Here is an 11,847-nt window from a genome sequence, read left to right as displayed (position 1 = left end):
AAAAAATATTATCTCTAGCATGAGTCATAAGGGTTGTTGTTATGATAACTCACCTGCAGAAAGCTTTTTCAGCTCACTCAAAAGAGAGCTACTTATTGATCCTTCACAACACTCTGCTCAACAATCTAGAACTGCCATATTTGAATACATTGAAATTTTTTATAATAAACAACGACGTCATTCTACTATTAACTATTGCATCCCTGAACAATTTGATGCATCATTTTCATGACAAAAACGTCTTAACTTCCTCTCTACTTTTTCTGGGTAAGGTCACAGTACCGCGAATGAATCGCGGTATGACGGTTAAGTAGGGTGTCATTCCAGTCTGGAATCTAGTTCTTATTGTACATTTACTTGGTGTAGAGTTAAGTTTCCTGGATCCAAGTAGTCAAGCTACTCGGATGACAAAAAAGGGGCTACTTGGATCCTAGAGGGAAGCGTTCGTGCAATTATTGTGCATGAATTTAAATAGCACAACTTATGACAATTATCTTCGCACCAAAATATTTGTGAGACTCAGTGTTTAGATTTACTTCGCCTATTCAGCTAGTTTTTATTACAATTATAACAAAATAATTTTGGCTCTGATGAAAACTGTATATGTATGTCAATCCTGTGGTCATAGCACTGGTAGGTGGGTAGGGAAGTGTATTGCGTGTGACAATTGGGATACAGTTGTTGAAGAAATAGCAGTAAAAACGGGCAAAAAGAGTATATCTGCGCCAATTTTAATAAAGACGTTATCGGGTAGCGAAATTATCACTCCAAGTCGTTTTCTAACAGGAATAGAAGAATTAGATAGAGTTTTTGGTGGAGGTATCGTTCAAGGTGCTAGCATTTTGATTGGTGGTGAACCTGGAATTGGAAAATCTACCCTGTTGCTTAGAATTGCAGCTAATGTTGTGCAACTTTCCTCCTTTGAATGTCTTTATGTATCTGGCGAGGAATCTTTAGAGCAAGTGAGCCTCAGAGCAAAGCGTCTTGAGATAAATGAACCTAAAATTAAGCTTTTATCTACAGTGTCTTTAACTGATGTAGTAGCAACGATAAAGGAAAATAAAAGTATTAAATTTTTAGTAATTGACTCTATACAAACAATGTATGATAGCAGAATTACATCAGCACCAGGCACTGTAACCCAGGTTCGTACTTGCGCTCATGAATTAACCATTCTTGCGAAACAATATGGTATTTCTCTTTTAATAGTTGGTCATATAACTAAGGATGGACAAATAGCTGGACCTAAAACTTTGGAGCATATGGTGGATACGGTATTATATTTTGAAGGTGAAAATAGCAATCAATATCGCATTTTGCGTACTATTAAAAATAGATTTGGCCCTGCAAATGAAATTGGTGTTTTTGAGATGTCTGAAGCAGGACTAGTGCCTATTGATAACCCATCATCATTGTTTCTGATGGCTCATGACAGAGAAGTAGTTGGTAGCGCTGTATTTGCAGGAATTGAAGGTTCAAGACCAATTTTAATGGAAGTGCAAGCATTAATAGCAGGGACTAATATGGCAACCCCAAGAAGGGCAGTAGTTGGGTGGGATATTAATCGATTGGCTATGATCATTGCGGTGCTAAATGCTCGTTGTAAAATGTTTTTGCATGATAAAGAAGTGTACCTAAACATTGCAGGGGGACTCAAAATACAGGAGCCATCGGCTGATCTTGCTGTTGCTGCTTCCCTTATTTCAAGTGTAGTAAATTTACCGCTGCCAACTTCCTCAATAATCTGCGGTGAAGTTGCACTTTCAGGAGAAATTAGGAATGTCTCGCATGCTGATCTCAGACTAAAAGAAGCACAAAAGTTAGGATTCAAAAAAGCAATTATGCCTAAAAATGGTAATTACTCTTCTCATGATATTGAGATAATTAAGCTTGGTCACGTAAGGGAATTAAGAGAAATTTTTAATTACAATTAAATAATGCTTCAGCAAACTCTTTACTAGTAAACTCCTTTAAGTCCTCCATACTCTCGCCAATTCCTATAGCATGTAACTTTACCTTATAAGCTTCTGCAAGGCCAATTACCACTCCGCCTTTAGCAGTGCCATCTAACTTTGTTATAATTAACCCTGTAACACTAACCATCTTACTAAATGCCTCTAATTGGCTATAAGCATTTTGGCCGGTAGTTGCGTCAAGAACTAAAATAACATCATGAGGGGCAGTGTCATCCAATTTCTTTATCGTTCTATATATTTTTGATAATTCCTCCATAAGGTTCACATTATTTTGCAGCCTTCCTGCTGTGTCAATTAGAACAACATCAACGTTATCTTTTATAGCTTGACTTACAGCCCTATATGCCACACTTGCAGAGTCGCTACCGTACTCTCCAGTAACGATAGAACAACCAGAGCGTTCTGCCCAAATATTTAACTGCTCACTAGCAGCAGCTCTAAATGTGTCACACGCAACAAGCATAACGGATTTTCCCATCTCCTTATATTTATATGCGAGCTTACCTATAGTTGTGGTTTTACCGTTACCGTTTACTCCACATACCATTATTATATGTGGTTTTTTATTTAAAATTAACGGTTGCACGACAGGGTTTAATATAGCTTCTATTTCGTTCATTAACTGCTGTGTGATAATGTTATGTTCAACCTCCTTGTCAAACTTGATGCTTGTGAGCCTGTCAATAATCAACTTGGAAGTTTTATGACCAATATCCATGCTAATTAGCAATTCTTCTAGCTCATCTAAAAGCGACTGATCTAATTTTTTTTTGCCAGAAAAAATACTCTTTACTCCATCGCTAAAGCGCGAAGAAGTTTTCAACAAGCCTTTATAAAGATTACCAAATAAACTCAAGGGAATACTCCTTTTTAGATCATAAACTTAATTACAATATAGAGAATGACACGCACTATATGTATTTGTAAAGTAAAATGCACTCACTTTGCGGGTATTTTGTGAGTAAAATATACCGTTTGCTAGTGTATTTTACTTTAGTTTTTAACCTAAATATGTTATAATATAAGGCAGTAGTTTATAGGTAATTTTATGAGTTATAATGAGAAAACTTTAGATCATTACGAAAATCCAAGGAATGTTGGCTCTCTGGATAAAAATGATCCAAATGTTGGTACTGGTTTAGTTGGTGCACCATCGTGCGGTGATGTAATGAAATTGCAGATAAAGGTCAATGACAAAGGTGTTATTGAAGATGCAAAATTTAAAACTTTTGGTTGCGGTTCTGCCATTGCTTCAAGTTCTTTGTTAACAGAGATGATTAAAGGAAAAGCTATTGAAGATGTGACACAGATAAAGAATACTCAAATAGTGGAAGAGTTGTCTTTACCTCCAGTGAAGATACACTGCTCGGTGCTTGCTGAAGATGCTATAAAGGCTGCTATTCATGATTATCAAAGCAAACAAAGTAAAGGTGGACATTGAGAACTAAAGCATGAGTGAATATCAAGAAGTAGGCGGAGGTGAAACTGTAAAAAAGAATAAAAAGCTTATCACTATAACTGCAAATGCAGTGGAGAGAATAAGGTATTTATTGGACCAAAAGAAGCATACTAACCTTGAGAAACCGGAAGAAGCGATAGGAATAAGAGTGCTAATTAAACAAAAAGGATGTTCTGGTTTAAAATATGATATTGAATATGCGTATGATACTCGTCCTTTAGAGTCGATAATTGAGGAAAGCTGCAGTGATGACCAAAAAGTTAAAGTGTTGATCGATCCAAAATCCGTCATGTTTATTCTTGGCTCTGAAATGGATTATGTAGAAGAAAAATTTTCATCGGGTTTTGTTTTCAAAAATCCCAATGAAAAAGGAAAGTGTGGTTGTGGAGAGAGTTTTCATGTCTAGCAGCTATTTTACATTGTTTGAAATTGAACCAACTTTCAATATCAGCTTTGATGAGTTAGAGAAAAAATATATTGAGCTAAGCAGGACTGATATAAACGAAGGACAATCTAAAAATATAATTAATATTAACAAGGCTTATCAAGTGCTAAAGTCACCACTAGAACGTGCCAAGCATTTGTTGAATCTTTTTGGTGTGGAAAGCCCAAAGGATCATCCAAATTCTGAAATATTAAATGAATCAATGGAAATAAGAGAATATTTGCTGGACTGCGATGATCTACAATTTGCAAGTAGGATGGTTGATGAAAAAATAAAAGATTGCGTTAAAAACCTAATTAACACTTTTGCTGTAAAGAATTTTGATGGAGCTGCTACACAAGTCTTAAGATTGAAATATTTATATAAGTCATTTGAGGAGGTGAAGAAAAATGCAACCAATTCAAATTTCTGAACCAAATTCAAGTGAAGTAGTTTTTGGTATAGATCTTGGTACCACCAATTCTTTAATTGCCATGGTAAATAAAGCTGGCAACGTGGAGATATTTAAAGATGAGCAGGGAAGAGAGCTACTGCCTTCTGTTATTTCGTATGAAAATAATACATTGAAAACTGGCTGTGACGTTGGTCAAAATGCAATCTACTCAATAAAGCGTTTAATGGGTGAAAGTGTTGAAGAATTAAATAAAGAAGGCCTCAATTTTGAAATAGATAACGAAAGTGAAAAAGTTATTAGAGTAAAATGCTCAGAGGAGAAGTATCTTACTCCTGTTGAGATTTCTGCTGAGATATTAAAAGCTTTATGCGAGAGGGTAAAAAAATCCACAGGGATAAAAGTGAAAAAAGCAGTAATTACTGTGCCAGCTTACTTTGGAGATTCAGCACGTAACGCAACTAAATATGCAGCAAAATTAGCTGGCATAGAAGTTCTTCGCCTCGTTAACGAGTCAACCGCTGCAGCGCTTTCTTATTCCATTGAAAAGAACAATAACAGTGGAATATATGCAGTTTATGACCTTGGTGGAGGAACATTTGATATTTCAATATTGAAATTACATCAAGGAGTGTTTCAAGTCCTTGCGGTTGGTGGTGATACCAAACTCGGCGGTGATGATTTTGATCACCTACTAAGTTCAATTGTACTTGATAAGTACAGAGAAAAAGTAGGTTTAAACAAGGAGTCGACAACACACCTTAATGTCATTCCAACACATAACGCTGGAACCTGCAATATCCGTACCGCGAAAGAATACTTAAGTGAAAATGCATCAGGCACTTTTGGCTTTAACATTAACGGCAAGCCGTTTGAATGTGAAATCACCAGAGAAGAATTTGAACAGGCAATAAGTCCTTTAGTTAATAGGACTATCAATATAGTCACTCGTACTGTAAACGATATAGATCTTAAAATTGATGATACAAAAGGAGTAATTTTAGTTGGTGGTGCAACTAGAACACCATTGGTTCAAAATTCACTAGTCAAGCTCTTTGGAAATAAAGTACTAAGTGACGCAGATCCAGATAAAGCAGTGGTCATTGGAGCAGCTTTGCAGGCTCATTCTGTTCTCCTTGATGTTCTACCCTTATCACTTGGTATAGAAACTATGGGAGGCATAGTTGAAAAAATCATACCAAGAAATACGCCACTGCCAGTTTCAGAGATAAAAGAGTTTACAACTTATGTTGATGGGCAACCAGCAATGAAAATTCACGTTTGTCAGGGAGAACGTGAAATGATAGAGGATAACAAATCTCTAGCGCAGTTTGAACTAAAAGGTATACCGCCACTGCCTGCAGGTTCTGCAAGAATTGAAATAGAATTTACAGTTAATGTTGACGGAATCTTGACTGTTACTGCAAGAGAAAAAGCTACTGGAATTGAGCAGACAGTTGAAGTAAATTCAAATTTTGGCTTGAGTGAAGCTGATGTTCAAAATATGGTTAACCAGTCAATAAACAGCTTTGATGAAGATATGAAGGCTCGTTCCCTTGCAGAGGCTAAAATTAACGGTAACAAGCTCATACATCTAGTTGAAAATGTTTCCACTGATCAAAAGTTGAAAAACCTATTAAAAAACGCAAAAAACGCTTTACAAGGCAATGACTTGAATGAAATTAACAACGCTATCGCCGAGTTAGAAAATTCTTCTTTAGAGTTGTGTGAATTAACAAATAAGTAGAAAAAGCTTACACAACCTTGTGCAATACTCTATTTAATCTCAGGGCAACAGGTAGTCTGAAATTAAATGGTGACCAATCGACCTTTCCTAATTTAAATGATAAACCAACTATGCTTACACGCCCAATGATATTTTCCATTGGTACAAAACCAATTTCAGGAAACCTGCTATCCAAAGAACTATTTCTATTGTCTCCCATAACAAAAAATTGATCGTTAGGCACATAATAAACTGGAGTATTATATGATAGCTTATTGGAGACGTTATCTATCAAAATCTCATGTTCCTTGCCACTTAAAAGCGTTTCTATATATCTTGGTATGTTACGATTTGACTCATAATCAACAAAACTTTCAATTTGCCTTCGTTCTACTTTCTGATCATTTAGGTATAATTCTCCCTCTATCATTTGCACTTTGTCACCTGGTGTTCCTACTACTCGCTTAACAAACCTGATGCTGTCATTTCTTGTGGGTTTGAAAACTACTATGTCGCCACGCTTTGGAGGGGTATAAAAAATCCTGCCGCTAAAAATGTTTGGAGAAAATGGAAGTGAGTGTTTACTGTAACCGTATGAATATTTACTAGCAAAAATGTAGTCCCCTTCAAGTAGGGTGCTTTTCATTGAACCAGAAGGTATATGAAATGGCTCGAATAAAAAACTACGTATTGATAGCGCAATCAACAGTAAAAAAAACAATGAAGATAAAAATCTTCCCGTTCTTATCACCCAGTTTTTGCTTAGTTCTTCCAACTTTGTTTTTCTTATAGATTAAGCTTATTATAATACATAAATTAAAAAATGGTAATATGAAATTTTACTTGTGAGTGTTATTCCTCTATTCAAAACAATTTTGAAAAGGCGGTTCATTTCTTTCAACGGCGTCATCCAAGTAGCGTGACACATAACTGTACGAACATTGCAATTTGCAGTGGCAGATGAAAGTAGCTGACACCATCTGGATGCAAATTTCCTTAAACGTTCGTAAACTTAAAACTTTACTTTGGGTCAAACTGCTGTATAGTGGCTTTATAGCTTTAGTTTTACAATGAATATACCTAGTATAGAAAATTGTGATCTTCACAATAAAACCGTCTTACTCAGAGTTGACTTCAATGTTCCTATAAAAGATGGAGAAATTCGTGACGTCACTCGTATTTTGAGAGCATTGCCTACTATTGAGTATTTAGTGAATGCAAATGCAAAGATTATTATTATATCGCATTTCGGACGCCCAAAGGCCAGAGACAACAATCTGTCGCTAAAAAATGTAATTGACACTTTATCGCAGTTACTAAATAAAAAAGTGAAATTCATTGATGATTGCGTTGGCGAAAAAGTGCAAAAAGCAGTGAGTGTTATGGATGCAAGAGATATAATATTACTAGAGAATCTAAGATTTTATAAAGAGGAAGAGCAAAGTGACTCAAATTTTGCCAAACAACTAGCATCTCTAGCGGATATATATGTAAATGATGCATTTTCTTGCTCTCACAGAGCTCACGCTTCTATTTCGCGCATTACAGAATTTTTACCTTCCTATGCAGGATTTTGCTTGCAAGATGAGCTAAAGTATCTTGAAAAAGCTGTATCGTTTAAAGCTAAACCTATTACTGCGATAGTTGGGGGAGCCAAAATGTCAACTAAGATAAAAATGCTTATAAAGCTAACAGAAAAGGTTGATTACCTAGTTCTCGGAGGTGCAATTGCTAATAATTTTTTGTCATTTAGCAAAGTAAATATAGGGAAATCTTTCTTTCAAAATGGTGTTGACGACCTTCTACATAATATTATTGAAACAGCAAATAAAAACAATTGCAAAATAGTTGTGCCAGAAGACGTTCTGGTTGCAGTAAACTCTGATTACAGCACTAGTATTTCAAGAAGAACTGAGTCCATTTTGGACGGTGATATAATTTTGGATATCGGACCACAAACTTTGAGTACAATAAGCAGTATAATAGCAAGCAGTAAGGCTCTGCTGTGGAATGGACCTATTGGTGTTTTTGAACATTCAGCTTTTGCAAGTGGTACAATAGGGATAATGAAAGTCGTAAGTGACTTAACGCACAAAGGAAAATTAACTAGTGTAATAGGGGGAGGCGATAGTCTATCTGCAATAAGTGCTGCAGGCCTTACCGATAAGGATTTTACATATGTTTCCACTGGTGGAGGAGCATTTTTAGATTGGTTAAGCAGCGATAAAATGCCGGGAGTTGCTGCTCTGCAAAATGCACTCAACAATTAAAACTTTTTTAAATTGTTTCTTATAAGCTAGCTTTTTTGTGAACATGATTATGTCGAAGACAGTTAAACTAATTTTGTGTTTAATAATACCAATAATAGGATTTGTTTTTTATATTAAGGATCATTATTTTCACGCCGGCTATGTGGAAGAAAATAATTTTGAACCATTTTTCAGTTCACAACCAGGTTATATACCACCGTTTCCAGAATTAACTGACTTCGATAGAGGAGTGTTGAAAGTTTGTGGAGATTGGGGAGCACATCCAGATAAAGAAGATTTCAAAGTTTTACTTGATTGTCCGCAGCATCAAGAAGTAGTGAAAGGAATATATGATAAGCTTGATCATCAAATTGTCACACCAGATGCGGATTTGGAGTTATTTAAAGATGAACTGGCTAACATTTGGTTTACAAATAGTGGAAATGAAAAAGAAACTATAGGGTTTGGACATATTTTTTGTGGTGAGCCAAACGATAAATTAGGTGGTATGCATTTTGTAGGTAGATATGTTGAAGCTCAAGAAGATAAATGGGCAGATGCAATTTGGAATGATAAGTCCCTATGCAATAAATCAGATATTAAGCCACCAGTTTATACATTTGGAATGAAATATTTAGGTAAGGATGGGAAAGTGAAAGTTAAATGCCCAAATGGATATGCATATAATCTTCATGCCGATGATATTTTAATTTCTGCAAATAAGGCGTTTAAGGAATTAGGAAAAGATGGAATATGCCTATATAAAATGGAAGATGACAATTATCAATCAGTATTTATAAGAAAGAATGATGCTATACTCACGTTCTATCCTGACTTAACACCAAAATGTGATGATAAGAGTACTAATTGTAGTTGCAATAAATCTTAATTTCAAAACCAATAAGTTGATTTTATACTTCAAAAATCAGGTAAACCTTTCTTAGGTATATTTTCAAACTCACCAATTAAAGTTTTTATATCTTGCGGTAAATCAGAGACAAATTCCATGTATTCCTTACTTTTTGGGTGGTATAATCCTAATTTATAAGCATGTAGTGCTTGCCTATTGAAATTAAGAATAAAACTAGAGTTTTTAGCATATTTTGTGCTTTTACTACTATTTTTTCCGTAAACTTGATCACCAACTATAGAATGTCCTATGTGGCTCATGTGGACTCGAATTTGGTGCGTTCTACCTGTTTCTAAAGTGCATTTAACCAAGCTTGCTTGTCCTATAACTTTCTCTACTGAGTAATGAGTGATTGCTAATTTTCCGGTTGTTTTTGTAACACACATCATTTCTTTATTACCACGCTTTGGAGCAATGTTAGTTTCTATAGTTCCCTGCTGGGAAGATAATGTTCCCCAAACTACTGCTAAGTATTCCCGCTTTACTTTACGATTTGATAACAATTCAGACAAGAAACTATGGGCTTCCTCATTTTTTGCAATTACCATAAGTCCACTAGTATCTTTATCGAGTCTATGAACAATTCCTGGTCTTACATCAAGGTGAGCGATAACTGCGTTCAAGAGTGTATCATTGTTTGTCCCAGCACCAGGGTGCACTGTTAATCCACTCTGTTTACTCAGAACTATAATGTCATCATCTTCATAGACGATATCAAGTTTTATGTCATAATTAGGCTCAATTGATGTGGATATGTCAGGTTGAACTAGATGCACCACATACTCTTCATCTGGTTTTACTATGTAGTCATTATTAATTATCGGTGTGCCAAGTAATTTCACTTGCTCATTTTGTATCAATCTTTGAGCTTTACTGCGTGATATGTTGCATTTTTCAGCTATATAGGTGTCTAACCTTAATTTCTCTTTATCATTATTAACACTTAAGGTTATTACTGAGTGATCTATAGTGATTTACCCCGCGCCATTTCCCATGCTGCTTGAATATTTTGATTTACGAAATCAACTTTTGTACTAGGAAGATCACCTTGTTTTTTAATATGGCAAGTTGTTTGAGAGCCATCTTCTAAGAAACTTCCTTAACTAGCTCCTCTTGTTGCACTAAAGTATAGCCAAATTCTCGTGCCTTTTTGATCAAATTTTTTACAGCTCTCTCCTTATATCGTGTTTCATAGTATTCCATTCCTTTTTCTACATATTCTTGTCCGTATTTGAGCATACTATAAAATATGCATGCTATTTTTCTTGCAGTAGCTGTTATTGCTTTTGGTGCTCCTAATCGTTTTTTTAATCTCCTGTAGTATGCACCCAATGAACTTTTACTATTTCCTACAGAATTAGCAGCCATTCGAAATGCATTCGCAGCACGATTAATGACTTTACGCGTTCTTGTGCTAAACACTTTTTCTCCTGTAATTTTATTGGCAGGGCTGAGTCCTAACCACGATGAAAAGTGTTTTTCTGTTGACCATTTATTATGGTTTATACCAGTTTCTGAAATTATAGTCTGTATACTTAGTATATCAAGCCCTGGAACTTTAGTAAAATCCATACCAGTTATTCGGTGCAGTTCCTCGTGCAAAGCAAAGTCAGGCTTACTTTTTCTGTGCTTATTCTTTTCCTTACTCAACTGTTTACTTTCGTTAGATTTTGTTTCAAACGTTTTGTAATAGACCTCAATATTTCTATCACATTCTGCTATTTTTTCTTGATAAATATTATATAGTTCAAATTCTTGCTTTAGCGTGAATACATGTTCCTCTCTATAATCGCCAGCTAACGCTTTTGCTATAGTAGACTGATCATTTTTTATTCGTGCATCCCTGAATTGAGCCAATTTCCCAGAATCTCTTTCGCCTTTAATTATAGCCTTGATAATTTTCATACCAGTTACTCCTGTTATATCTCTTATAACTCTATGCAGTTGTATATTCATTTGAATTAATGCCTTCTGCATACGCAGAACATGTGTAGATGCACTTTCAGTGAGGTTCTTACGTTGTCGCACGTAACTACGCAATACACATATCTGGCTATCTGGCCTAAATGACCCTTGGAGTAATCCATAACTATGTAGTTGTTGTAACCACTGACAGTCCTGAACATCTGACTTTCTCCCAGGTACATTTTTTACATGTCGCGCATTTACCAACTTAACTTCAAAACCGTAAGATTCCAGTATTTGAAACAAAGGAATCCAATATACACCAGTTGATTCCATCGCTACGGTTGTAACTTTACACTTTTTTAACCACCTTGCTAAATTATGAAGGTCTTCAGTGAAGCAGCCAAATTTTTGAACACGTTGCTCATCTCTTCTCTCGGGTATACATACATAATGTACAGCCGAACCAACATCTATCCCTGCTGCATCAGGATTCATTACCTCTAATTTACTTTTTGTCATTGTAATTGACCTCCTATAACTTATAATGAAGAAGTATTTAAGCTTGGGACGGTTAGATTATACAATCTTCTAATCGAGGTAGTCGTAATAGACTCCATCAGTGGTTTAACCGTTCCTCCAAAACCATGCTCCCAAACGGGCACTCTAGCACCATTGAGCGTCCGGTTATAACTGCAAAAATACTTCTTAATAAATTATATTTAAAAATTGTTATAGCACTGGATAAAATAGTTTCTTTCAGGTTTAACAAGATTTTTCCTTGTT

General features: G+C 35.5%; 12 protein-coding genes. 8 read left to right on the top strand and 4 right to left on the bottom strand.

Annotated features, from left to right (window positions below; translation table 11 throughout):
• On the top strand, nucleotides 1-232 hold a 232-nt coding region (locus OZD67_RS02915; protein WP_274999630.1), incomplete at its 5' end, for an IS3 family transposase.
• A gap of 358 nt (nucleotides 233-590) precedes the next feature.
• Nucleotides 591-1,934, top strand: a complete 1,344-nt coding sequence (gene radA, locus OZD67_RS02910) for a DNA repair protein RadA (RefSeq protein WP_182184116.1) — start codon at nucleotides 591-593, stop codon at nucleotides 1,932-1,934.
• Here radA and ftsY read toward each other — a convergent pair.
• The gene (gene ftsY / locus OZD67_RS02905; RefSeq protein WP_182183751.1) at nucleotides 1,921-2,832 is read right to left on the bottom strand and encodes a signal recognition particle-docking protein FtsY; all 912 of its coding nucleotides are present in this window, start codon (nucleotides 2,830-2,832) and stop codon (nucleotides 1,921-1,923) included. The two genes, radA and ftsY, sit on opposite strands and share 14 nt — an antisense overlap.
• Before the next feature lie 192 nt (nucleotides 2,833-3,024).
• Between ftsY and iscU the strand changes: the two genes are divergently transcribed.
• From iscU to hscA, 4 genes are read left to right on the top strand one after another with little or no spacing between them, the layout of a single operon-like run.
• Nucleotides 3,025-3,417, top strand: coding sequence for a Fe-S cluster assembly scaffold IscU (iscU, locus tag OZD67_RS02900; protein WP_182183750.1), 393 nt, complete (start codon nucleotides 3,025-3,027; stop codon nucleotides 3,415-3,417).
• 10 nt (nucleotides 3,418-3,427) lie between these two features.
• Nucleotides 3,428-3,841 (top strand): HesB/IscA family protein, encoded by a 414-nt coding sequence (locus tag OZD67_RS02895; RefSeq protein ID WP_182183748.1) that lies wholly within the window; start codon nucleotides 3,428-3,430, stop codon nucleotides 3,839-3,841.
• Complete coding sequence (locus OZD67_RS02890; RefSeq protein WP_164224977.1) at nucleotides 3,834-4,292, top strand: iron-sulfur cluster co-chaperone HscB C-terminal domain-containing protein; 459 nt, start codon at nucleotides 3,834-3,836, stop codon at nucleotides 4,290-4,292. The genes OZD67_RS02895 and OZD67_RS02890 overlap by 8 nt, the downstream gene beginning before the upstream one ends.
• Nucleotides 4,270-6,018, top strand: coding sequence for a Fe-S protein assembly chaperone HscA (gene hscA, locus OZD67_RS02885; protein WP_182183746.1), 1,749 nt, complete (start codon nucleotides 4,270-4,272; stop codon nucleotides 6,016-6,018). The genes OZD67_RS02890 and hscA overlap by 23 nt, the downstream gene beginning before the upstream one ends.
• 7 nt (nucleotides 6,019-6,025) lie before the next feature.
• On the opposite strand, the gene lepB is transcribed toward hscA, so the two are convergent.
• Nucleotides 6,026-6,772, bottom strand: a complete 747-nt coding sequence (gene lepB / locus OZD67_RS02880; RefSeq protein WP_182183744.1) for a signal peptidase I — start codon at nucleotides 6,770-6,772, stop codon at nucleotides 6,026-6,028.
• Between the two features lie 295 nt (nucleotides 6,773-7,067).
• Here lepB and OZD67_RS02875 point away from each other — a divergent pair, with 295 nt between their 5' ends.
• Nucleotides 7,068-8,267 (top strand): phosphoglycerate kinase, encoded by a 1,200-nt coding sequence (locus OZD67_RS02875; RefSeq protein WP_182183742.1) that lies wholly within the window; start codon nucleotides 7,068-7,070, stop codon nucleotides 8,265-8,267.
• 49 nt (nucleotides 8,268-8,316) lie between these two features.
• Nucleotides 8,317-9,135, top strand: coding sequence for an EndoU domain-containing protein (locus OZD67_RS02870; RefSeq protein WP_259346674.1), 819 nt, complete (start codon nucleotides 8,317-8,319; stop codon nucleotides 9,133-9,135).
• Nucleotides 9,136-9,164: 29 nt separating this feature from the next.
• On the opposite strand, the gene OZD67_RS02865 is transcribed toward OZD67_RS02870, so the two are convergent.
• Nucleotides 9,165-10,130, bottom strand: coding sequence for an RluA family pseudouridine synthase (locus tag OZD67_RS02865; RefSeq protein ID WP_182184114.1), 966 nt, complete (start codon nucleotides 10,128-10,130; stop codon nucleotides 9,165-9,167).
• Between the two features lie 112 nt (nucleotides 10,131-10,242).
• Nucleotides 10,243-11,589 carry an IS110 family RNA-guided transposase gene (locus OZD67_RS02860; RefSeq protein WP_182184072.1) on the bottom strand — a complete coding sequence of 449 codons (1,347 nt, stop codon included), beginning with the start codon at nucleotides 11,587-11,589 and terminating at the stop codon, nucleotides 10,243-10,245.
• Nucleotides 11,590-11,847 lie beyond the last annotated feature (258 nt).

The sequence above is a fragment of the Wolbachia endosymbiont of Drosophila nikananu genome, from assembly GCF_028981865.1.
Classification (GTDB): Bacteria; Pseudomonadota; Alphaproteobacteria; order Rickettsiales; family Anaplasmataceae; genus Wolbachia; species Wolbachia pipientis_B.
This window is presented reverse-complemented; position numbering and strand designations above follow the sequence as displayed.

Bases quoted from the DNA above. Each gene is read 5' to 3' on its own strand.
- radA (WP_182184116.1), top strand. From the start codon at position 591: ATGAAAACTGTATATGTATGTCAATCCTGTGGTCATAGCACTGGTAGG.
- iscU (WP_182183750.1), top strand. From the start codon at position 3,025: ATGAGTTATAATGAGAAAACTTTAGATCATTACGAAAATCCAAGGAAT.
- OZD67_RS02895 (WP_182183748.1), top strand. From the start codon at position 3,428: ATGAGTGAATATCAAGAAGTAGGCGGAGGTGAAACTGTAAAAAAGAAT.
- OZD67_RS02890 (WP_164224977.1), top strand. From the start codon at position 3,834: ATGTCTAGCAGCTATTTTACATTGTTTGAAATTGAACCAACTTTCAAT.
- hscA (WP_182183746.1), top strand. From the start codon at position 4,270: ATGCAACCAATTCAAATTTCTGAACCAAATTCAAGTGAAGTAGTTTTT.
- OZD67_RS02875 (WP_182183742.1), top strand. From the start codon at position 7,068: ATGAATATACCTAGTATAGAAAATTGTGATCTTCACAATAAAACCGTC.
- OZD67_RS02870 (WP_259346674.1), top strand. From the start codon at position 8,317: ATGTCGAAGACAGTTAAACTAATTTTGTGTTTAATAATACCAATAATA.